Annotated in this window: 17 protein-coding genes; 10 read left to right on the top strand and 7 right to left on the bottom strand. The window is 49.6% G+C overall.

From position 1 onward, the window contains the following. Nucleotides 1-12: 12 nt before the first annotated feature. The gene (locus I2I11_RS14800; RefSeq protein WP_196268501.1) at nucleotides 13-171 is read right to left on the bottom strand and encodes a hypothetical protein; all 159 of its coding nucleotides are present in this window, start codon (nucleotides 169-171) and stop codon (nucleotides 13-15) included. A 403-nt stretch (nucleotides 172-574) separates the two neighbouring features. Here I2I11_RS14800 and I2I11_RS14795 point away from each other — a divergent pair, with 403 nt between their 5' ends. The 6 genes from I2I11_RS14795 (at nucleotide 575) to I2I11_RS14770 (ending at nucleotide 12,333) form a co-directional block, all read left to right on the top strand. Further along, the gene (locus I2I11_RS14795) at nucleotides 575-3,577 is read left to right on the top strand and encodes a SusC/RagA family TonB-linked outer membrane protein (protein WP_230680313.1); all 3,003 of its coding nucleotides are present in this window, start codon (nucleotides 575-577) and stop codon (nucleotides 3,575-3,577) included. A 17-nt stretch (nucleotides 3,578-3,594) separates the two neighbouring features. Then, nucleotides 3,595-5,187, top strand: a complete 1,593-nt coding sequence (locus I2I11_RS14790) for a RagB/SusD family nutrient uptake outer membrane protein (protein ID WP_196268499.1) — start codon at nucleotides 3,595-3,597, stop codon at nucleotides 5,185-5,187. 68 nt (nucleotides 5,188-5,255) lie between these two features. Continuing rightward, on the top strand, nucleotides 5,256-6,320 hold the full coding sequence (locus tag I2I11_RS14785) for a SusE domain-containing protein (RefSeq protein ID WP_196268498.1): 1,065 nt from the start codon (nucleotides 5,256-5,258) through the stop codon (nucleotides 6,318-6,320). Nucleotides 6,321-6,464: 144 nt separating this feature from the next. Next, nucleotides 6,465-8,930, top strand: a complete 2,466-nt coding sequence (locus I2I11_RS14780; RefSeq protein WP_196268497.1) for a glycoside hydrolase family 31 protein — start codon at nucleotides 6,465-6,467, stop codon at nucleotides 8,928-8,930. Nucleotides 8,931-9,166: 236 nt separating this feature from the next. Further along, nucleotides 9,167-11,020: a glycoside hydrolase family 13 protein gene (locus I2I11_RS14775; protein ID WP_196268496.1), complete on the top strand. Its 1,854-nt coding sequence runs from the start codon at nucleotides 9,167-9,169 to the stop codon at nucleotides 11,018-11,020. Nucleotides 11,021-11,268: 248 nt separating this feature from the next. Beyond that, complete coding sequence (locus I2I11_RS14770) at nucleotides 11,269-12,333, top strand: ferredoxin--NADP reductase (RefSeq protein ID WP_196268495.1); 1,065 nt, start codon at nucleotides 11,269-11,271, stop codon at nucleotides 12,331-12,333. 91 nt (nucleotides 12,334-12,424) lie between these two features. On the opposite strand, the gene I2I11_RS14765 is transcribed toward I2I11_RS14770, so the two are convergent. From I2I11_RS14765 to I2I11_RS14755, 3 genes are all read right to left on the bottom strand, one after another. Continuing rightward, nucleotides 12,425-12,838, bottom strand: a complete 414-nt coding sequence (locus I2I11_RS14765; RefSeq protein WP_196268494.1) for an STAS/SEC14 domain-containing protein — start codon at nucleotides 12,836-12,838, stop codon at nucleotides 12,425-12,427. Nucleotides 12,839-12,951: 113 nt separating this feature from the next. After that, the gene (locus I2I11_RS14760; protein WP_196268493.1) at nucleotides 12,952-13,455 is read right to left on the bottom strand and encodes a cupin domain-containing protein; all 504 of its coding nucleotides are present in this window, start codon (nucleotides 13,453-13,455) and stop codon (nucleotides 12,952-12,954) included. Nucleotides 13,456-13,682: 227 nt separating this feature from the next. Continuing rightward, nucleotides 13,683-16,001: a GH92 family glycosyl hydrolase gene (locus tag I2I11_RS14755; RefSeq protein ID WP_196268492.1), complete on the bottom strand. Its 2,319-nt coding sequence runs from the start codon at nucleotides 15,999-16,001 to the stop codon at nucleotides 13,683-13,685. Between the two features lie 700 nt (nucleotides 16,002-16,701). Here I2I11_RS14755 and I2I11_RS14750 point away from each other — a divergent pair. Next, nucleotides 16,702-17,118 carry a hypothetical protein gene (locus tag I2I11_RS14750; protein ID WP_196268491.1) on the top strand — a complete coding sequence of 139 codons (417 nt, stop codon included), beginning with the start codon at nucleotides 16,702-16,704 and terminating at the stop codon, nucleotides 17,116-17,118. Between the two features lie 136 nt (nucleotides 17,119-17,254). Here the strand turns inward: I2I11_RS14750 and I2I11_RS14745 are convergent, their stop codons facing one another. Together I2I11_RS14745 and I2I11_RS14740 are read right to left on the bottom strand one after the other, a co-directional pair. Beyond that, entirely contained in the window at nucleotides 17,255-17,530 is a 276-nt protein-coding gene (locus tag I2I11_RS14745; RefSeq protein WP_196268490.1) for a hypothetical protein, read from the bottom strand. Nucleotides 17,531-17,759: 229 nt separating this feature from the next. After that, entirely contained in the window at nucleotides 17,760-18,209 is a 450-nt protein-coding gene (locus I2I11_RS14740; RefSeq protein ID WP_196268489.1) for a nucleoside deaminase, read from the bottom strand. A 169-nt stretch (nucleotides 18,210-18,378) separates the two neighbouring features. Here I2I11_RS14740 and I2I11_RS14735 point away from each other — a divergent pair, with 169 nt between their 5' ends. Continuing rightward, nucleotides 18,379-18,714: a thioredoxin family protein gene (locus I2I11_RS14735; protein WP_196268488.1), complete on the top strand. Its 336-nt coding sequence runs from the start codon at nucleotides 18,379-18,381 to the stop codon at nucleotides 18,712-18,714. A gap of 133 nt (nucleotides 18,715-18,847) precedes the next feature. On the opposite strand, the gene I2I11_RS14730 is transcribed toward I2I11_RS14735, so the two are convergent. Next, nucleotides 18,848-19,753, bottom strand: a complete 906-nt coding sequence (locus I2I11_RS14730) for a cation diffusion facilitator family transporter (RefSeq protein WP_196268487.1) — start codon at nucleotides 19,751-19,753, stop codon at nucleotides 18,848-18,850. Nucleotides 19,754-20,333: 580 nt separating this feature from the next. Between I2I11_RS14730 and I2I11_RS14725 the strand changes: the two genes are divergently transcribed. Beyond that, on the top strand, nucleotides 20,334-21,047 hold the full coding sequence (locus I2I11_RS14725) for a ferritin-like domain-containing protein (protein WP_196268486.1): 714 nt from the start codon (nucleotides 20,334-20,336) through the stop codon (nucleotides 21,045-21,047). A 17-nt stretch (nucleotides 21,048-21,064) separates the two neighbouring features. Next, a complete protein-coding gene (locus I2I11_RS14720; RefSeq protein WP_196268485.1) occupies nucleotides 21,065-21,886 on the top strand; it encodes a ferritin-like domain-containing protein in 822 nt (273 codons plus the stop codon). Nucleotides 21,887-22,013: the final 127 nt, after the last annotated feature.

Genomic DNA, 22,013 nt, shown 5'->3' with positions numbered 1-22,013 from the left:
GCGCCTCCCGGCCTAACAAATGATGTACTCCTGCCACGGCTGCCGGCGCTGTGGCAGGCCGGCCCTTAGCAGCTTTGCGCCGGGCAACTCCTGCATTAGCACAGGCGTAACACAGGCTGTTATCCAGTTCAGGCTCCGGAAATTCCCTTCCCGGCTGCTTGCAGCAGCCATTAAGCCTTATATCCGGGTTATATTTTTTTAAAGCGCTCCCGATGCTAACATACTAATTTGTAAGTGTTTACTCACTAATTAAGCGTATTATTTTCTATACATTCCGTATACTTATTGCTGTTGCTCGTAAACCATCGTTATTTTGAATAGTATAAGCTTAGAAAAATAAAGGGCAAGCCGGTATGCAGCCGGAATTCCTGCCTGCTACGGCTCCTGCAACTATAAATCCGGCAAACTTCGGAAAACTGCTTAATAATTTTTAGAGACGTTTGACACCGTGATATCCGGCCAGTTTATCAGAACCAAACACAACTGAATACAACCAATAAACAATAAACAATTTTTTATTTAAATATTTATGCGAAATAGATCTACTAAACGGCTAAGCTCCTTTGGCTTAACAATGGCATTGTGCTGCGTCTATATGTCGGGTAATGCGCAAGCCGACCAGAGCCCGGCCAACCTGCTGGCTGCCCGCTATAACACCAGGGCACACCAGGCAGCCACCGCCCTGCAAACGGACGTAACAGTGCAGGGTACCGTTACGGATGAGAACGGGATGGGCCTGCCCGGTGTAACGGTTGTGCTGAAAGGTACTTCGCGTGGTACTGCTACCGACGTAAATGGCCACTTTTCTATTGCGGTGCCCGAAAGCGGCGCCGTGCTTATACTTTCCTATATCGGCTACGAAAACCAGGAAGTAGCTGTTGATAACCAGACCACCTTAAACATTTCCCTCCGCCCAGATGCAGAGGCACTGCAGGAAGTAGTGGTGGTAGGTTATGGCACACAGAAAAAAAGTGATTTAACTGGTGCCGTAACAGCTATCAGTTCCGAAGACTTTGTGAAGGGGCAGGTAACCACGCCGGAGCAGCTGATAACCGGTAAAGTAGCCGGTGTACAGATTACGTCCAACGGTGGAGCGCCTGGCTCCGGGGGACGTATCCGCATCCGAAGCGGTTCTTCGCTGAATGCCAACAACGATCCGCTGATTGTGATCGACGGTGTACCGCTCGACAGCCGCTCTATATCCGGCTCCGCTAACCCGCTGAGCTTTATCAATCCGAACGACATTGCCTCTTTCAACATTCTGAAAGATGCTTCAGCCGCTGCCATTTACGGTTCACGGGCAGCAAACGGGGTTATCATCATCACAACTAAAAAAGGAGAACTTGGCGAAAAGCTAAAAGTAAGCCTTAACTCTACAACCAGCCTTTCAACCATCCGCAAACAGGTAGATGTGCTTTCGGCAGATGAGCTGCGCACGGCAGTAGGCCAGTATGCTTCGGAAGGCAACAAAGGCCTATTGGGCGATGCCAATACCAATTGGCAGGATCAGATCTTCCAGGATGCCATGACATACGACAACAACCTGACCCTTACCGGCGCTTACAAAAAGTTACCTTACCGTGTTTCAGTGGGCTACCTGGATCAGGAAGGTGTCCTGAAAACATCAAGCCTGGAAAGAACATCCGGCTCTATAAGCCTAACGCCTAGCCTGTTGGATGACCATCTTAAAATCACGCTGAATGTGCAGGCCGCTATCAATAAAAATCGTTTCGCCCAGCAGGGAGCTATCGGTGCGGCTGTAGCCTTCGACCCGACACAACCCGTGTATGCGGACAATGAATTTGGCGGATATTTTGAGTGGACGGATGCCAACGGCAACCCGAATACCCTGGCCCCGCGCAACCCCCTGAGCATGCTGGAGCAGCGTGAGGACAAAAGCACCGTGAAGCGCAGCATCGGCAACATCCTGTTAGATTATAAGCTCCCGTTCATACCCGAGTTACATGCTAACCTGAACCTGGGCTACGACATTTCGAGCAGCGAGGGCTCTATTTTTCAGCCGGCTACGCTGGCCTCTGTTTTTGTTCAGGGTGGTAGCCTTTCGGAGTATGAGCAATCTAAAGACAGCAAACTCCTGGACTTCTACCTGAACTATGTAAAGGAGCTGCCCGACCTGAACAGCCGTATTGATGCTACAGCCGGCTACTCTTACCAGGACTTTATCACGGAGGAGCCTTCTTTTGCAGGTATGGATGCGGAAGGCAACGTAATACCCGGCCAGGAGGCAAACCCATTCCCGTTCAAAACACAGTATACACTCATAGGCTTCTTCGGACGCCTGAACTACTCTTTGCTGGACCGTTACCTGCTCACAGCTAACATCCGCCGAGACGGTTCTTCCCGTTTCGGGCCGGGCAACAAGTGGGGCACCTTCCCATCGCTGGCCTTTGCCTGGAGAATTAACGAGGAAAGCTTCCTGAAAGACACGCCATGGTTATCTGAACTGAAACTGCGCCTGGGTTATGGCGTTACCGGCCAGCAGGACATCCTCACCGGCGATTACCCTTACCTGGCCCGCTATACTAATGGCGACTTAAAAACCCAGTACCAGTTCGGTGATCAGTACTACAGTACCTTACGCCCTGAAGGGTATGACGCAAACATCAAGTGGGAGGAAACGCAAACCATTAATGCCGGTCTGGACTTCGGTATCCTGAACGGAAAGCTCTCCGGTAGCATCGATGTGTATAAAAAGAAAACCAAAGACCTCCTGGCTGTTATCTCTGTTCCGGCCGGTACCAATCTCACCAACCGCATCCTGACAAATGTGGGTAACATTGAGAACAAAGGACTGGAGGCCGTGCTGTCTTATACTGCCATCAGTAACGAGAATCTTACCTGGGATATAAGCGCCAATGCGACCTTCAACAAGAGCGAAATCACCAACCTGAGCAAAGTGAAGGATGAGACTTCTGTGGGCATAGAGGCCGGTGACGCTATTTCGGGCGGTGTAGGCAACCACGTGCAGATACATACTGTTGGCTACCGCCCTTATACTTTTTATGTGTACAAGCAGGTGTATGATCAGAACGGCAACCCGATAGAGGGCGTTTATGCCGACCTGAACAGCGACGGCATTATTAATGCACAGGACAGATACCGGTATAAAAGCCCGGAAGCACAGGTATACCTGGGCTTCAGCTCACAACTCGCTTATAATAACTGGAACCTGAACTTTGTGCTGCGCGGCAATATCGGCAACTACATGTATAACAACGTGAACTCCGGTAACGGTGTGTACAAAAACCTGACTTATCCGAACTATCTGACTAACCTGACCTCCGATGTGCTGGAAACCGGGTTTAACAACAACCAGTTTTTCTCCGACTATTACGTGCAGAACGCCTCTTTCCTGCGCATGGAGAACATAAACCTGGGTTATAACTTCGGGAAAATACTGAACGACAAAGCCAATCTGCGTTTGTCTGTGAGTGTGCAGAACGTGTTCGTTATCACAAAATATACCGGCCTGGATCCGGAGATTGCATCGGGAATCGACAATAACTTTTATCCAAACCCGCGTGTGTTCTCTTTTGGTCTGAACCTCGACATTTAATTTCAACCGACAATCAGATGATATCTACATTCATAAAAAAAACGATGCTTGCTGGGATGGTTGCACTGTCCGTCTCTTCCTGTACCAAAGATCTCGATCGCGAGCCTTTCTACGACATCACCTCGGCCAGTGTATACAAGGATTTCAGCAACTATAAGCCCATACTGGCCAAGTTGTACGCCGGCTATGCCGTAAGCGGCCAGCAGGGCCCTGCCGGAAAGCCCGACATCAGCGGCCTGGACGAAGGTTTTTCGAACTACCTGCGCCTGTATTATAGTGTGCAGGAACTGCCGACAGATGAAGCTGTTATCGGCTGGAATGATGGCTCGCTGCCCGACTTCCACGAGATGGACTGGTCATCAAGCAACGAGTTTCTGGCAGCCATGTACAGCCGCATTTACTACCAGATAGCCCTCACCAACGAGTTTATCCGCGAAACCACAGACGAAAAGCTGAGTGAGCGCGGGATCTCAGGCCAGGATTTGGAACAGGCCAGAAACTTCCGTGCTGAGGCGCGCTTCCTGCGGGCCCTTAGCTACTGGCATGCCATGGATCTGTTCGGCAATGTGCCTTTTGTAACCGAGAATGATCCGGTAGGCTCTTTCTTCCCGCCGCAGATTGCCCGCGCAGATCTTTTTAAGTACATCGAATCGGAACTGCTGGCTATTGAGCCCGACCTGGTGGATGCCCGCCAGAACGAATACGGCAGGGCCGATAAAGCCGCTGACTGGACACTGCTGACCAAACTCTACCTGAATGCCGAAGTATACACCGGGCAGGAGCGCTACACAGATGTTATTACGTACGCCCAAAAGGTAATTGACGCAGGCTATACCCTGGAGCCGGATTACGATAACCTGTTCCTGACGGATAACAACACTTCCAACGAAATCATCTTCCCGATTACGTTTGATGGCCTGCACACACAATCTTACGGAGGCATGACGTTTCTGGTGCATGCACCGGTTGGCGGCAGCATGGACGTCGCTTCCTTCGGCATTAACGGTGGCTGGGCTGGTTTACGTGCCACCGAGGCAGTGGTAGACCTCTTTCCTACACCACAGGGTGTCGTAGATGACCGATCCAACTTTTATACTGATGGCCAGTCGCTGGTAATCAACGACATTTTCACATTTACCGACGGATATCCCATTACCAAGTATAAAAATGTGAGTTCCACCGGTCAGCCGGGCTCTGACCCCACCGGCAACTTCCCGGACACGGACTTCCCTATGTTCCGGCTCGCAGATGTATACCTGACTTACGCCGAAGCTGTGCTGCGCGGTGGCGCGGGCGGAGATGCAGGTCTGGCGCTGGAGTATGTAAACCGGGTACGCGAAAGAGCCTACAAAGGAGCTGGCGGCGATATTACAGCCAGCCAGCTGACCCTGGACTTTATGATGGATGAAAGAGCCCGGGAACTGAACTGGGAAATGCAGCGGCGGACAGACCTTATCCGTTTCGGCAAATTCACAGGCGGCGAGTACCTGTGGCCATGGAAAGGCGGCGTAAAAGGAGGCCAGGCAGTGGAAGATTACCGTACGCTTTACCCGATTCCGGCTGCGGACATGGCTGCCAATCCTAATTTAACACAAAACACAGGATATTAAGCAAGTATGAAATCCGGGGCCGGATCCTTGCCGGTTCTGCCCCGGATCAACCTTTATAAAGCTATTTTATGAGAACCTCTATACATCAATTGCTCATCCTTTGCGTATGCTCACTTGCGCTTTTCTCCTGTGAGAAAGATGAGGAGAAACTAACGGTTACCCCGACAGGTATTCCCGAACTTACCGTTTCCACTACAAGTCCTGCACTCAGCAGCGAAACAGCAGCCGACGATGCCGTTACATTCTCCTGGACGCCGCTGGATCTGACCTGGTCTGTGCCGGAATACAGCTACGATGCGGCAAAGTATACGCTGCAACTGGCACCAGCCGGAACAGATTTTGCCGCACCGGAAGAAGTAGCACTCGGCAGCAGCACAGAAAAAACCTACACCGTGGCTGATTTTAACAAGCTCCTGCTTAAAATGGAGCTGCCGACAGGCGCACCAGCCAGCCTGGACGTGAGGCTGCAAACCAGCATTGGTCCTAACGTGGAGCCAACCTACTCTAACGTTGTCACCGTTACGGCCACTCCTTACGTGGATATTCCGGATTATCCATCGCTCTATGTGCCGGGCCAGTACCAGGGCTGGGCTCCTGATGTTGCCCCTAAAATATCTTCTCCGAAGGATGATGGCATCTATGAAGGTTACGTTTTTATGAATGTGGCCGACGGCTTTAAGTTTACATCCAAGCCGAACTGGGACGGACCTAACTATGGCGATGGCGGCACCGGAAAATTAAGTACAGATGGCGGAGCCGGAAACCTGACGGTGAAAGAACCGGGATACTATCTGCTAAAAGCCAATACCAAAGACTTGACCTGGTCTGCCACCAAAACAACCTGGGGTGTAATTGGCGATGCTACCGGAAGTTGGGACAATGACAAGGATCTTACCTACGATGAAACCACTAAAGTATGGTCGGCAACGCTCCCGCTGTCTGTTGGTGAAATCAAGTTCAGGGCAAACGATGCCTGGGATCTGAACTATGGCGATGAGAAAGACGACAAGCCCGCTGATGGTGTCCTGGAGTTTAATGGCGATAACATCAAAGTTGAAGAAGCAGGCAATTATCTTATTACGCTGGATTTAAGTCACCCCGGTTACTACCTGTACAAGCTCAAAAAGCAATAGTATCCGCAAGTATATTTTCTGATTTATACTTCGCTTCTAACTGTTGTTGCCTTACAAGAATAAAGTTAACCCGGTGATGCTTTATTGCCGGGTTAATTTTTTAAGTCTCTGTTCAAAATCTAAGTATAAGCTTTATCTGTTAAAATGAAGATACTTTATAACTCAATTCTCACACTGCTGGCTGTTTCAGCGCTAAACTTTGCCGCTTCTGCTCAGGATAACCCGGTGCACCAGGTGGGCAATGTTAATGCTGTAACCATAGAAGGCCAGCACGTAAACCTTAGCACCAGCAGCAACGAGCACATCAGGCTTTCGGTATACAGCCCAACGATTGTGCGGGTGCGTATGGACAAAAAGCCGCTGGGCGATGACTTTTCGTATGCCGTGGTAGGCAAGCCCCAGCAGGTAAAAGCAAACATCACCCAGAACAGCAACGAAATTACTATTACGACGGATTCGCTAACGGCCCGCATCAGCAAAAATCCGTTTGCCGTGGCCTTTTATACTCCTAATGGCAAAGTTATCAGCCAGGATGAGCAGGGCCTGACCACCTCCTGGATTGGCGAAGAAGTGACCACCTACAAGCACATGCAGGAAGGCGAACGCTTCATCGGTCTTGGCGAGAAAACCGGCCCGCTCGACCGCCGCGGCAATGGCTACACCAACTGGAACACCGATGCCTACGGCTATGCTGTAAACCAGGACCCGATTTATTCTACCATTCCGTTTTACATCGGCATCCACGACGGGCTCAACTATGGCATTTTCCTGGACAACACCTACCAGAGTGACTTCAACTTTGGCGCCAGCAACAACCGCTTCTCCTCTTTCGGTGTGCAGGGCGGCGAAATGGACTACTACTTCATCTACCACACCAAAGTAGCCGACATCATCACCTCGTATACTTACCTGACTGGCCGGATGCCTATACCGCCGCTCTGGAGTTTGGGCTATCAGCAAAACCGCTACTCCTACTATCCTGATGCAGAAGTAATGCGCATTGCCCGCACATTGCGTGAAAAGAAGATCCCGGCAGACGGCATTACGCTCGATATTCACTACATGGATGCCTACAAGCTGTTTACCTGGGACAAAAACCGCTTTCCGGATCCGGCCGGGATGAATAAGCAACTGGAAGACCTGGGTTTTAAAACCACCGTGATTGTTGACCCCGGCATAAAAGTAGAGCCAGGCTACCATGCTTACGAAAGCGGCAAAAAGGCTGATATCTTCCTGAAGTATCCGGACGGGCAATATTATACCGGGCAGGTATGGCCGGGCTGGACACATTTCCCCGACTTTACCAGCGAAAAAGGCCGCGACTGGTGGCGAAACCAGGTGAAGCGCTTTGCCGATGATGGCGTCGACGGCCTCTGGAACGATATGAACGAGATAGCCACCTGGGGTAACAAAATGCCGGACAATGTGCTGTTTAACTACGATGGCCACCTGACCACCAGCAAGCAAGGGCATAATGTGTACGCCCTGGAAATGGTCCGCACCAGCTACGAAGGTGCCCGCACTACCATGAACAAACGCCCGTTTATACTTACCCGCGCCGGTTTTGCCGGCCTGCAGCGCTACACCGCCATCTGGACCGGCGACAACCGCGCGGAAGACGACCACATGCTGGCCGGCGTGCGCCTGCTCACCAGTCTGGGCCTGAGCGGCGTGCCGTTTACGGGTATGGACATCGGCGGTTTTACCGGCAACCCCAGTGTAGGCCTCTACGCCCGCTGGATTCAGCTGGGTGCCTTTACGCCTTATTTCCGCAACCATACCGGCGTGAACACCAAATCGTCGGAGCCCTGGGCTTATGGCGAAGAAGTAACGGAAATTGCCCGCAACTTCATCAACCTGCGTTATAAACTGCTGCCATACCTGTACTCCACCTTTTACGAGGCAACACAGAATGGCCTTCCGGTAGCGCGCTCGCTGGCGATAAATTATACCCAGGACCCGAAGATTTATGACGGACAGTACCAGAACCAGTACCTTTTTGGGGAGGCCTTCCTGATAGCGCCTTTTGCCAGCACCGTTAACTTCGGGAAAGTATACTTCCCAGAGGGCAAATGGTACAACCTGTATACCGGCGAAGTAGAGAGCGGCAATCAGGAGAAAATCATTCCGCTGGCTTACAACAAAATGCCGGTGTATGTAAAGGCCGGCAGCATTGTGCCGATGCAATCGCTGATACAGACCACGGCAGAGCAGCCCACCGATACGCTGACGATACAGGTCTACAAAGGCGATGCGGATAATGCTTTTGTGTATTACGAGGACGATGGCAAGTCTTATGATTATGAAAAAGGCCAGTATTACAAGCGCACCATCCGTTACGATGCCCGCAAAAACGATCTGGCTTTCGGAAAAGCGGAGGGCTCGTTTAATTCTAAGTTCAACCACATCAAAGTGGTGCTGCACGGCTTTGGCAATGCGTCTAAAGTAAAAGTAAACGGCAAATCGGGTAAGTTAAACGATGACTTTGTTTCGTTCATCGATCCGATTTCCCGTTTTGATCCGCAGGGCGCTTCCAATCCGACAGAAGGTTATAAAGTGAAGAGCATTGTCGTAGAAAACAACAACAATGCTTTTACATTAAATCTGTAAATTGAACTGCATCCGTAAGTAATTTACACTTGCAGATGCAATTGTTCAACAGCGTAGAGACACGGTATCGCTGGTGCAAACCGCTAGTGCGAGCTTGTAGCTCGTACTTACTTATAGCTTGTAGTTTATAGTACGAGCTGCAAGCTCGCACCAGCGTTAGCGCTCGCATTAACATTGCGCACTAGCAAATCAAAAGACATACTTCTTTTTTGTGCTTACTATTCTAAAAAACACCCATGAAGCTAAAACTCGTTTTTTTATCCTTCTGTCTGGCACTAACCACCCAATTGTACGCTCAGATGCCGGCGCTGGAGCGCGTGGAACCTATGTTCTGGTGGGCAGGCATGCAAAATCCCAAACTGCAACTGGTGGTACACGGCGACAAAATTGCCAGCCGCGATGTAAGCCTCGACTACCCGGGCGTAGAACTGGTGAAGGTACACAAGGTAGAAAACCCGAATTACCTGTTCCTCGACCTGCAGATTGCTCCTTCCGTTAAAGCGGGCTCCTTCCCTATCCGGTTCACCAAAAAAGGCAGCAAAGCTTTGAGCTATACGTATGAGCTGAAAAGCCGCACACAGGACCCGAACCGCATCCAGCCGGTGTCGAGCAAAGATTTTATTTACTTGATAATGCCCGACCGCTTTGCCAACGGCGACAAAAGCAACGATATTGTAAAAGGCATGCAGGAGCACACCATCAACCGCGACTCGATGTATTATCGTCACGGCGGCGACCTGCAGGGTATTATCGACCACCTGGATTACTTACAGGATTTGGGTGTTACGACGCTGTGGCTGAACCCGGTGCTGGAAAATGATCAGCCCCTCGCCTCTTACCATGGCTATGCCAACACCGAAAACTATCAAATAGACCCACGCTACGGCAGCAACGAGCTCTACCGCCAGCTGGGCGACGAGCTGGAGAAACGCCACATGAAGCTGGTTCAGGACGTGGTACCCAACCACGTGGGCAGCGAGCACTGGACTATAAAAGATATGCCGATGAAAAGCTGGGTGCACCAATGGCCGGAGTTTACCAAATCCAGCTTTAAAGACCAGCCGGTATTTGACCCTTATGCATCGGAAACCGATAAAAAGCGCATGCAGAACGGCTGGTTCGACACACACATGCCCGACCTGAACCAGGACAATCCTTTCGTGCAGAACTACATTACCCAAAGCGACATCTGGTGGATTGAGTATGCCGGTGTAGACGGCTTCCGCATAGATACCTACGCCTACAACGATGCGAAATTTATGGCCCAATGGGGCAAAGCGCTGAAAGAAGAGTACCCGGGCTATTATTTCTTTGGCGAGACCTGGGTGCACGGCGTACCGAACCAGGTATACTTTACACAGGGCAACACCGTGAACCGCGGCTTCGATACTGAGCTGCCGGGTGTAACGGACTTCCAAACATTGTGGGGCATACAGGCCGCCATGAACGAGAAGTTTGGCTGGGACGAGGGCGTAAGCAAACTCTACACCACGCTGGCGCAGGACTACCAATATCAGGACCCGACGCGTAATGTGGTGTTCCTGGATAACCACGACCTGAGCCGCTGGTATTCGGTAGTGGGCGAGGATCTGAACAAGTATAAATCCGGCATTGCCTGGCTGCTCACCACGCGCGGCATTCCGCAGTTATACTATGGCACGGAGATCCTGATGAAAAATTTCTCTAACCCCGATGGCAAAGTGCGCGAGGATTTTAAAGGCGGCTGGTCCTCCGATAAAGTAAACAAATTCACCGACCAGGGCCGCACCGCCCTGGAGAACGAGGCATACAATTACGTGAAAACGCTGGCCAACTACCGCAAAAACAACCCCGTGCTGCAAACGGGTAAGCTGATGCAGTATGTGCCCGAAAACGGCATCTATACTTACTTCCGCTATAACCCCGATAAAACCGTAATGGTAGTGATGAACACCGGCGAGAAGACCGAAACCGTGAAAACGGATCGGTTTGCGGAGCGCATGAGCGGCTTTAACAGCGCTGTAAATATCGCTACCGGCGAGAACGTAGCAGACATCAAATCACTCACGCTGCCTGCTAAAACAACGCTGGTGCTGGAATTGAAAAAGTAGCCGGGGTTCATGCCTGCAGTGGCAGCAGGTATGGCCCGCCGAAAACGGCCAAAGTATAAAAACAGGCTTTCCGGCGCGCGACCGGAAAGCCTGTTTGCTTTAAGGCAGGTATAAACAAGTATAAGTTTAATGTTCTCCAGCTCCCTATTAATGCAGTTACCATTTTAAGCGCAAGTATAAATCCTGACTTCCGATACACTGTGGAAGCCAATAACAGCCCTGCACCGTAAGAAGTAAAAAAGCAGCTTATGACAGACACTGACACAGCGACACCTTCCCTTTACAAACCGCTTACCATCACCGCTATAAAAGAAGAGGCGCCGGGCTTTAAAACCTTTGTGTTTGGCGCCGATGATGCCCGGGCAATTACGTATAATCCGGGGCAATACCTCACCTTCGTGCACCAGGAGCACGGCACCGAAATGCGCCGCTCCTACTCCATTACGTCTGCACCAGCTTTGCAGGAGCCGCTGGCGATAGGTGTAAAAAGAGTGCCCAACGGCTTTTTCTCGCGCCGGCTCGTAGATCAGGCACGTATAGGCGATAAACTGCTTACAATTGGGGCAGCAGGCCTTTTTACGTTACCGGATGATACCGGCAGGTATAAACAGGTTTTTCTGCTGGCTGCCGGAAGCGGCATCACACCTGTTTTCTCATTGCTCAAAACTATACTTTATACGTACCCGCAGCTGCACGTAGTGCTTCTTTACAGCAACTCTTCCCGCAATAGCATCATCTTCCGGGATGACCTGGATCAACTGGCAGAAAGATTTAGAGGACAGCTACACGTAGAATACCTGCTCAGCGACGCACCCAATCTGGCCCGCGCCAGGCTCTACAAAGATCTGCTGCAGTTATTGTTACGGGAGTATGCGGTGGCTCCTTATGATCGGGCATTGTTTTACCTGTGCGGCCCTGTTAACTACATGCGTATGTGCTATTATGCGTTGCGGCAGGTAGATGTGCCCAAAGACAACATCCGGAAGGAGAGCTTCAGCACCACCAAAGTAGCAGTCAGAATCACACCACCCGATACAGCACCACACCAGGTTATACTTCGCTTCCGCAACCAGGAACACCAGCTGATGGTACAGTACCCGCAAACCATATTGCAGGCTGCCAGAAAGAAAGGAGTGGCGCTGCCCTACAGTTGCGAAGCCGGCAAATGCGGCAGCTGTGCAGCACACTGTACCCGCGGGCAGGTATGGATGTCGTACAACGAAGTGCTCACCGAAAAAGACCTGAAAAAAGGCCTCGCCCTTACCTGCGTCGGCTACCCGGTAGGCGGCGATGTAGTACTGGATGTGGTATAAAGTTCTCTTGATAGCAGCCGGATTTTGCCGCGAACTGCTTTAACTATGACTGACTGATAGAATGGTAGAACGGCAGCGTTAAAGACCCTTGCTACCTGTTCAGGGAATACTGCCGTAGCCATTGTTTCGCATTATCCATGTCGTCGAAAACCTGGGCCTGGAACGCTTCGAGATTAGCGTAAAAAGCGGCAGCAGTAGAACCGGCAAAAGTTTCGGGAGTAGTAACCATAGCAAGATGTTTCAGGCCCGCCTTAGCTGCATTAGGCGACCACTCCTGCAGCGCCCAATCCAGGGAGTGATTCCAGGAGCCGATAATAAGGCGGGTATCATTCAGCACGCAATCAAAGCCTGCATTCGCCAACGCCGCAGTATAAGCAGCAGCACCAGCTTTGATGTTATCTGCTGTCAGGTATCCCATCCAGTTAACATGTATCCACCTGTTCCGCTCGTCCTTGTATATCGTTAAAAACACTTTGCCAAACGAGTTGGTAAGTTCCTGGGGCATATTAGGTCGGGGCTAAGCTAAAAGTTTGCTGCAAATATAAAGTTTTCCGCTTTCCCGGATTTATGTTCAACGAATTTTTCAGGAAAGCGGAAAACCCATCTCATGCTAGCGACTTAGCGACCGAAATCGTCCTGCACGCGCACGATATCGTCTTCATTGGAGGGCAATTCCACATCGGTATGTTGCCAGATTTCGGCCAGCACGCCCCACTCCTTCAACCCTACCAAACGGTGGCGCTCGCCCTGCTGCAGGGTTATCAGTTCGCCGGGCATCAATTCCTGCAGATCGGCTTCTTCGTCCGTGTCGCTGGTAACCACGCCTACTTTACCTTTTACAACTTTCCAGATTTCGGCGCGGCGGTGGTGGTATTGCCACGAGAGGCGCTTATCCGGCGCCACAACCAAAATTTTAGGGCTTAACTTGCCGGAGATCTTCAGTTGGTCAACAGACATGCCATCGAAATAAGTATCTGCAAACTTTTGTGCCTGTTCCTCCTTTATCACGAAGAAACCACCCCAGGGGCGTGTCTGATCCTGCGCATCAATGGTGAACCCCTGCTCTGTTAATTTCTGCTCGATTTCTTTAAAAACTTCCTGCTTGTTTTGCGATGATTCCATGTTTTATAATAGGCTTAAGGTTGCTGCATTATTTTATCAGCCCAAAAATGCACATTAAATTTTATTTCTCAGTATTCAGACTCGTATTTGCTGGTGCAAGCTTGTAGTTCGCACCTTTTACATCCACAGAAAGAAGGTACGAGCTACAAGCTCGCACCAGCTAGACTTCAGACACCAGCGGGATTATACTTGCGTAGCCGGAAAGATGTAGATCACAAAGCCTGTATTTACAAGGCCATGCTCAGCTGCCTTTTGTTTGGTTTGGCTCCCATGTAAAATGTAATGTTGCCGCCCTGCATAATATCGTTGTGGGTGAGATAGCCGCGCTCCAGGGTTTTACCGTTCAGTTTGACCTTCTGCACATATACATTCTTATCGCTCTGGTGCCTGGTGTTGATGGTAAAGCTTTTGCCGTTTTCGAGGCGGATGGTGGCCTGCTGAATGGCCGGGCTGCCGATGGCGTATTGCACGGAGCCGGGCGCTACCGGGTAAAACCCAAGCGAGCTGAAGAGGTACCAAGCGTTCATCTGGCCGCAGTCGTCGTTGCCGCCCAGCCCGTCAACCGTCGGTTTATACATGGCTTTCAGGATCATGCGCACGCGCTCCTGTGTTTTCCAGGGCTGGTCGGTCCAGTTGTAAAGGTACGCCACGTGGTGCGACGGCTCGTTGCCATGCACATAGTTACCGATAATGCCGTCGCGCGAAATATCTTCGGTGTTCTCAAAATACTTATCTGGCAGGTGCATGGTAAACAGCGAGTCGAGGTGCGTCACAAAAGTACTTTTGCCGCCCATCATGGCAATCAGCTGCTCCGGGTCCTGCGGCACGTAGAGGCTATAGTTCCAGGAGTTGCCCTCAATAAAGCCCTGCCCGTGCGTGTCCAGCGGATCGAATTCCTTTTTCCAGGTGCCGTCGCTTAGCTTCGGGCGCGTAAAGCCGGTTTTGGCATCATACACGTTTTTATAGTTCTGCGCGCGTTTCATAAACTCCTCGTACACAGCAGGGCGGTTCAGCTTTTTGGCCATCTGCGCAATGCACCAGTCGTCGTAGGCATACTCCAGCGTTTTAGATACCGAGGAGCTGTTTTTATCCTCGGGCACAAAGCCCAACTGCATGTAATAGTCCAGCCCGTCGTAGTAACCGGTGCGGGCGGTAGCAATGCAGGCATCCAGCGCTTTGTTCACATCAAAATCAGCATTGCCCTTGATAACCGCATCTGCGATAACGGGCACACTGTGGTAGCCAATCATACACCAGTTCTCATTGCCATAGTGCGACCACACCGGCAGCATGTGCTCGGCGCTCTGGTCATAGTGCGCCAGCATCGACTGAATCATATCGGCATTGCGTTTGGGCTGCACAATGTTAAAGAAAGGATGCAGCGCGCGGTAGGTGTCCCAGAGCGAGAAAGTAGTATAGTTGGTAAAGCCTTTTGCCTGGTGGTTATTCTGGTCGAGGCCGCGGTAGCTGCCATCCACGTCCATAAAAGTTGTAGGGCCCAGAAAAGTATGATACAAGGCAGTATAGAAATTTACCATATCGTCCTTGCTGCCTGCCTTCACGGCAATTTTGCTCAGTTCCTTGTTCCACAGCGCCTGACTTTGCTGCTTTACCTGCTCAAAATCCCAGCCCGGAATCTCGGCACGCATGTTGGCCAGTGCGCCCGCCGTACTTACCGGCGACAAGGCAAATTTTATCTTTATCTTCTCCCCTTCTTCTGTTTTGAAATCGAAGTAGGCGCGCAGCTTTTTACCGGCAAACTCAGGGAAGTTCCTGGTCTGGTCGAACTTGCGCCAGAAGCCTTTGTAAGGCTGCACTTCGCTGTAATCCTTGTTGCCATACTGGTAAAAGGGCTTGTTAAAAGACATGGCAAAGTACACGGTGCGGGTGCGTGCCCAGCCGTTCGTCTGCCTGTAACCGGTGATGAGGGTATCGTTCTCTACGCGCACAAAGGTCCATACATTCTTGTCGTCGTAGTTATAGATGCCGTGCATCAGGTCAAGTATAACATGTGCTGTATCCGATTTCGGGAAAGTATACTGGTGCATGCCCACGCGGGTAGTAGCCGTCATTTCGGCGGTGATGTTATCGTCATCAAGCTTTACCTTGTAATAAGCAGGTTCGGCCACTTCGTTTTTATGCGAGAAAGCCGACCGGTACCCGCTCTGCGGCCTGTCTGCGGTGCCGGGGTTCAGCTGCAGTTTGCCGGTGGTGGGCATTATCAGGAAATCACCCAAATCGGAGTGCCCGGTGCCGCTGAAATGCGTGTGGCTGAAGCCAACTATGGTTTTGTCGTCGTACTGGTAACCGGCGCAATACTTGTATACATCGGGGTTATACTTGCCATTTACGGCGTAAGGTATGGTATCGGTGTCAGGACTAAGCTGCACCATGCCGAAAGGCACGGTAGCTCCGGGATAGGTATGGCCCATTTTAGCGGTGCCAATCAAGGGGTTTACATACTGTATAAAGTTACCGGCGGGCCTGGCCTGTGCAAAGGAAAGTACAGGGGCAAGCACAAGGGCAACGAGCATTATTCTTTTCATGAGGGCGGCTGGTTAAGAGCAATCAAATCAGGTGAAAGATGCGGGAAAGCATCAGGATTAATAAAGTAAAGATAGCTCAAGTTGCGGATTTATAAAATAAACCTGTTCCTGCCCCTCCTCATCTACAACCGGGACACAGAAATATACCTGGCCTGGCTTGCCGGGCTGCAGTTTGTATAGTTGCCTGATGCTAGTAACGGTCCTATGGGGTATTCAATTCTGCCACAACGCGGCAAAACGGCAGCAGCGCACTTTAAAATTGCACCATTTTCCCGGCATGCAGCAAACTGATTGAACATAGTGAGTTCGATGTATGTATAGAAAATTTACATTCTACTATCCACCTGCTAAAGAGGTTGTTTCCCAGATATTTATCAGAAAGCCAGAAAACAGGGAAATTTTTTCTATGCTGAAAAATCGGTTAGCTAATTGTTATAAAAAATTAAATATATCGGAAATAACATGTTATTAAATAAAATAGTATATTTAAACACAAGAAAATAAGGGCAACACAAAGCTGTAAAACGGCTTCAGCCGGAAGCAGCAGCATGCTTATCTTATTATATTTATACCTGCTACCCCATTAAAATTGGTTATACCTTAAGGGTATAGCAGGGAAAACAAGTTACACCGGCAAGAATACTTTCAGGTGAAATCGAAACAGTTATAAGATAATTTTGAAAACAAAAAGGAGGGCAACATGTACAGCACCGATGAAGATTATCTGGAAATTAAGTTGTACGGGGAGCAGAATCTCCTGTACGCGAAGTGGAAGCGGAGTGTAAGCAGCGAAGAATACAGGACCGGCGTCAGGAATCTGGTGCGTTTGCTGCAGGAGGAGGTTTATTACCTGATTATAGATTCTGAAAAACTGCCTACGCTGGTAATTCCGGAACAGCAATGGTTACTGCGCGAGTTTTGCCCTTTGCTGGCCAACACAAAAGTCAGGAAAATGGCCCGCATCGGCAATGGCGACGTCTTCAGTTATCTGGTGATAGACAACCTGACCGAACAGGCCAGCCAGACTTACAGCTTCCAGTTAGCATTTAAGCATTGCAAAACAATGGAAGAAGCCATGGAATGGCTGCAGCTTTATGAGAGCAGGCATTCGGCCTAAGAAAGCACACTGAAGTAAGACAAAAAGGGCACCTCTCTTCCGGCCTGTTCGGAAGAGAGGTGCCCTTTTTGATGAATATTGTTAGTAAAAGCTTTTAGCAGTTTTAGCAGGTATGGCGTTTCCGATGGGAAAACTATTAAGCGTGCTGCAGTTCCTGGTAAAGTCTTTTGGATTTCACACTCAGCGAAAACCAGCTATAGTTGTTTCTCAGCGTCTGGAAATTGTCGCCTTCAATAATACCATTTATGCTTTTGCTGTGCAGGGCCTCGGCCAGCACCTTATCCTGTATAAGAATGTTATTTTTTACGAGCCCTTCCCGCACAAAGGCACATTCTACCCCTTTGTCCTGATACTTAAGCAAGAGCGTGTTGCTGTTGGCTAATCCTTCCCGAATGCTGTCTAATTCTCTCATAGTCTGGTTTGTTTTCTTATAAATCAGACATTTACAGGCAACTTATAGTTCAATAATATAGAAGATTAATTCATTATTTTTTATCCTGATAATCCGGCCGGTTTTGCCCGGAGCTGCACCAGGGTAAGAGGCTTAAAGTTATAAGTACAGAAGCAGGCCCGGCATATTATATTCCGACTTGCCCTGCTATGTGGCAGCAGGTATAAAGTACCTGCGCCGGCACCCTGGCTTACACACCAATATCCTCGTTCCAGAGATCGGGTTTCTCGCGAATAAACTGCTGCATCAGTTCGTAACACGGGGCGTTATCAGCTATGCGCACCTCCACACCCCGCGACTTCAGCAGTTCTTCCTCGCCCATAAATGTTTTGTTTTCACCGATAACGACTTTGGGGATGCCGTACAGCAAAATGGTGCCCGAACACATGGGGCAGGGCGACAGGGTGGTGTAAAGGGTGCACTGCCGGTAAACGGCGGCAGGCTGCCGGCCGGCATTCTCCAGGGCATCCATTTCGCCATGCAGCACCACGCTGCCCTGCTGCACCCGCTTGTTATGGCCCCGGCCAAGTATGCGGCCCTCGTATACCAGCACCGATCCGATTGGAATACCGCCTTCGGCATAGCCTTTTCTGGCTTCGTCCAGCGCCGCCTGTAAAAATTGTTCGTCTTTGTTTTCCATTAATTTACCATTTGTACGCCCCTGTATACGCCGGCTTTGTGGTATGGATTACCAGACAGGCGCCTCCTTGTAAGCAGTTATGGTTATAACGATGATTATTCGTTACTTTGCCAAATCTTAATGTACTGAAATCTACGTCTGTAGAATCAATCCTCTAGCTGATGAACGAATGCCCCTAATTGATGAAGTAACAGATAAAGATTTGCGGATGCTGGTATACAAGCATGACTTTGTAATGGTCAAGTTTATAGACGATGATTGTCCGGTCTGCAAAGAACTTGCGCCTGCTTATCACGACTTTATCCTTGACCACACTTATAAAGATGTTCAGTTCATGCGCATGAACGCCGTTGAAAATCCGGTTTCGCGCCGGCAGGTCAGCCTGACAGGTACACCGTTTATTGCCACCTATTACAAAGGCAGGCTGCAGGAGTGCGGACTCGTAACCACAGCCAGCCAGATAAAAGACATGCTGGATCGCCTGCTCCTGCATAGCGGCAATTAATCCGGCTGCTTTTACCCTGAAGCCATTTTATGCAAGCAATTGCAGGTAAGCGGCAACACAGCTTTTATGGAAGACGAACCCGCCATCTGCTAAGCATCCCTTATTATCTTTTAAAAGCATCACCTACCTGCCTCTATGGTAGTGGCAGTTGCGGCTCTATAAAAATTTGCCTGAAGTCAGGGTGCTCCTGCTGAATAGTGTCGCGGATTCTGATAACGGCCGCCGCCACCTCAGCGCTGTTGAGCTGCGGCTCGAACATTACCGCAAGTATAAGTATGATTTCTTCAGGTGCCAGGTGCATCGATAACGGGCGTGACACATGGGCCACCGCAGCGTCCGTAGTGGCCAAGGCAACAACCGACTGCAACAGCTCCTCATCGGCACTCTCGCCCATCAGCAGGCTGCGGCTCTCCCGGGCCAGCAAACCCGACACAGCAACCAGCAGCAAACCAATCAGGATAGAGGCCGCACCATCCAGGTAAGGGTTCTGCAACTGATGCCCCAGAAAAACACCCAGGAAAGCAATAATTAACCCGATAACATCAGCTGCATCTTCAAACAGCACCACAAAGGTTGAGGGATCTTTGCTACGGTTTACGGCTTCCCAGAACGGCAGCGACCCGCGTTGCCTGTTAAACTCTTTGATAGCGGTATAAAACGAAAAGCCGTCGAAAACAATGGCAATACCCAGCACAATATAATTCCAGAAAGGCTTTTCAATCACTTCCGGGTGCATCAGGTGCGTAATGCCTTCGTAAATAGATATGCCACCCCCTACGGCAAATATCAGCAGCGACACAATAAATGCCCAGAAGTACAGCTCTTTGCCATAGCCGAAAGGGCGCTTCCGGTCGGCTGGTTTGTGGCTTTTGTGGATGCCCAGCAGCAGCAGCACCTCATTTCCGGTATCAACCAGGGAGTGAATCCCTTCGGAAATCATGGCAGAACTGCCGGTAACAGATGCAGCAATGAATTTGGTTATGGCAATGGCCAGGTTGGCAAACAGAGCGGTATAAATCGGAACTTTGGAGGCAGCCATCAGAAAAGCATCATTAAATCACATTGCTCTCTTTAACGCGCAGGCATAACGCATAGTTGGCCCTTCCCAAACAAGGCCAGTGCATAGTGCTGCCCCGGACATCTACCCTCCACAACGATGTTTCCTCGTTTTCAAATCTGGCTCGTATCAGACTGCGGATTTATAGCAGTGACAGAAGTCTTGTACAGGAGCCCTGAATTCATAATCTTTCTATCCTTATTTTATCATGGGCAGCATACTCCTGAAAGAAGGGATGCAGCAGCTTGTTAAAGCGTCGAACATAAATAAAAGTGCAACTATCGGAAAATCCCTCTCTTAAGTCAGAACCCTTTACCCGCATTTTCTACCCTTTCATACACTTATTTTAATTCATTTGTAAAAAAGTCATAATTAAATGAACTAAATTTTTATTTGTCCCGTAGAATTTTTCTACTATATCGCGCTATTTTTTCTATCTACCCCACTCTGTTTTAGTTATATAAAAAGCACTATCGCAAACCGCTTTTTATAGATCAGATTAATTAGTAAAGTTTCCAAAAGAATTAAAAGTGTTTTTTTAAATATAAACAGGAGATTTATTATGTCAAAAATCAACTATTTCAGAGAAAAGGGTTTAAATCCAGAAGAGGAGCTGAACAAATCCCGCAGATCCTTTATCAAGTATGGCGGAGCAGCCCTAGCTACCTCTGCCATCTTTTTATCCGGCTGCGAACTGATTGATGATTACCTTCCACCAAAGGATCCCAAACCAGGTATGGTGGACCTGGGAAGCGGGGATACCGGTATCCTGAATTATGCTTATGCCTTGGAGCAACTGGAAGCAGCCTTTTATACCAAAGTGGCACTGACTGGCTTTTTCAGTGGCGCTTCTTACGAAGATATAGGAGTGCTGGATGATGTGCGCAAGCACGAGGTGGCGCACCGTGACTTTTACAAAGCTGCCTTGGGCAAGAAAGCTATCGGCGAGTTAGAATTCGATTTCAGCTCGGTTGATTTCGGCAACAAAGAAAGCGTGCTCGCCACTGCCAAAACATTTGAGGACCTGGGTGTGGCTGCTTATAACGGAGCCGGAAAATTGATACAGAACCCTGATATCCTGGTTGTAGCCGGCAAAATAGTATCAGTAGAGGCACGCCATGCTGCGGCTATTATGAACCTGATTAACCCTGGTGGGGCTTTCGCGGACTTTTTGAATGGCGGACTTGACCGCGCTTTCATGCCTTCAGAGGTGCTGAAAGCGGCAGGCCCTTTCATCGTGACAAAAATTGACGCAAGTAACTTACCCACAGCTTAACCGGAGGAGGACTAATCATGAATATTATAAAACTGTTTGATTCTTTCAATCTAGACAATAAATCAGAGGAACAACAGGACATCTACATGTCCAGAAAAGAAGTATTTAGAAAAATGGGCGGCTTCGCTAAAAACGCTGCACTGGCTTCGCTGCCTTTAGCTGCTTTTACCGCTATGCCTGTTATGGCCTTTGCCGGCACAAGCGAAGTGATGGACGTGCTTAAATTTGCCTTAACCCTGGAGCGGCTGGAGTATAAGTTCTACGAGAAGGGCTTGAGTTCAGGGGTAATTGCACAGGAAGACATGAATATTTTCAAAGCTATTCGGGATCATGAAAAAGCCCACGTTGAAATACTGGAAACAACCATCCAATCATTAGGAGGCAACCTGGAGGACGTGCCGGGCAAATTTGATTTCACAGCTGAGGGACGCTTACCCAGCCCGTTTGAGTATTACGACCTGTTTATGGCCTTGTCGCAGGCCTTTGAGGACACAGGCGTGAGAGCCTATAAAGGCCAGGCCCCGAACCTGATGGACAATGATGCCCTGCTAACAGTAGCGCTTCAGATTCACTCCGTGGAGGCACGGCATGCCGCACAGATACGGCGCATGCGCGGTGAAAAAGGATGGATTTCTGAAGTAGATGGCATAGAAGGACTTGGCTACGAGTTTATGGATGCCAGCATGCCTGTTTATGCAGGCGAGGAGAACACCACACATGCTGGGGTGAATGTTACAAAAGTAACACAAATATCGGCTAATGCAGTAAAGGAAGCATGGGATGAGCCCTTGTCGAAACAGGCTGTTGTAGATATTGTAAAGATTTTTTTAGTGTCTTAATTTTGAGCCAACATAACATCTAAAGTGACTATTTAGAACAGGATAGCTATTGCTTTTACTTACTCAGAGTAGAAACAGTGGCTATCCTGCTCTGTTTATACCTGAAACCGGCATTTTTGGAAGCATG

It is taken from the genome of Pontibacter rufus (assembly GCF_015694705.1).
Taxonomy (GTDB): domain Bacteria; phylum Bacteroidota; class Bacteroidia; order Cytophagales; family Hymenobacteraceae; genus Pontibacter; species Pontibacter rufus.
The sequence above is the reverse complement of the archived record's forward strand: the minus strand, read 5'-3'. Positions and strand labels throughout refer to the sequence as shown.

What these genes read in the sequence shown, in the direction of transcription:
- I2I11_RS14800 (WP_196268501.1), bottom strand. Translation starts at nt 171, where the DNA reads ATGGCTGCTGCAAGCAGCCGGGAAGGGAATTTCCGGAGCCTGAACTGG.
- I2I11_RS14795 (WP_230680313.1), top strand. Translation starts at nt 575, where the DNA reads ATGGCATTGTGCTGCGTCTATATGTCGGGTAATGCGCAAGCCGACCAG.
- I2I11_RS14790 (WP_196268499.1), top strand. Translation starts at nt 3,595, where the DNA reads ATGATATCTACATTCATAAAAAAAACGATGCTTGCTGGGATGGTTGCA.
- I2I11_RS14785 (WP_196268498.1), top strand. Translation starts at nt 5,256, where the DNA reads ATGAGAACCTCTATACATCAATTGCTCATCCTTTGCGTATGCTCACTT.
- I2I11_RS14780 (WP_196268497.1), top strand. Translation starts at nt 6,465, where the DNA reads ATGAAGATACTTTATAACTCAATTCTCACACTGCTGGCTGTTTCAGCG.
- I2I11_RS14775 (WP_196268496.1), top strand. Translation starts at nt 9,167, where the DNA reads ATGAAGCTAAAACTCGTTTTTTTATCCTTCTGTCTGGCACTAACCACC.
- I2I11_RS14770 (WP_196268495.1), top strand. Translation starts at nt 11,269, where the DNA reads ATGACAGACACTGACACAGCGACACCTTCCCTTTACAAACCGCTTACC.
- I2I11_RS14765 (WP_196268494.1), bottom strand. Translation starts at nt 12,838, where the DNA reads ATGCCCCAGGAACTTACCAACTCGTTTGGCAAAGTGTTTTTAACGATA.
- I2I11_RS14760 (WP_196268493.1), bottom strand. Translation starts at nt 13,455, where the DNA reads ATGGAATCATCGCAAAACAAGCAGGAAGTTTTTAAAGAAATCGAGCAG.
- I2I11_RS14755 (WP_196268492.1), bottom strand. Translation starts at nt 16,001, where the DNA reads ATGAAAAGAATAATGCTCGTTGCCCTTGTGCTTGCCCCTGTACTTTCC.
- I2I11_RS14750 (WP_196268491.1), top strand. Translation starts at nt 16,702, where the DNA reads ATGTACAGCACCGATGAAGATTATCTGGAAATTAAGTTGTACGGGGAG.
- I2I11_RS14745 (WP_196268490.1), bottom strand. Translation starts at nt 17,530, where the DNA reads ATGAGAGAATTAGACAGCATTCGGGAAGGATTAGCCAACAGCAACACG.
- I2I11_RS14740 (WP_196268489.1), bottom strand. Translation starts at nt 18,209, where the DNA reads ATGGAAAACAAAGACGAACAATTTTTACAGGCGGCGCTGGACGAAGCC.
- I2I11_RS14735 (WP_196268488.1), top strand. Translation starts at nt 18,379, where the DNA reads ATGCCCCTAATTGATGAAGTAACAGATAAAGATTTGCGGATGCTGGTA.
- I2I11_RS14730 (WP_196268487.1), bottom strand. Translation starts at nt 19,753, where the DNA reads ATGGCTGCCTCCAAAGTTCCGATTTATACCGCTCTGTTTGCCAACCTG.
- I2I11_RS14725 (WP_196268486.1), top strand. Translation starts at nt 20,334, where the DNA reads ATGTCAAAAATCAACTATTTCAGAGAAAAGGGTTTAAATCCAGAAGAG.
- I2I11_RS14720 (WP_196268485.1), top strand. Translation starts at nt 21,065, where the DNA reads ATGAATATTATAAAACTGTTTGATTCTTTCAATCTAGACAATAAATCA.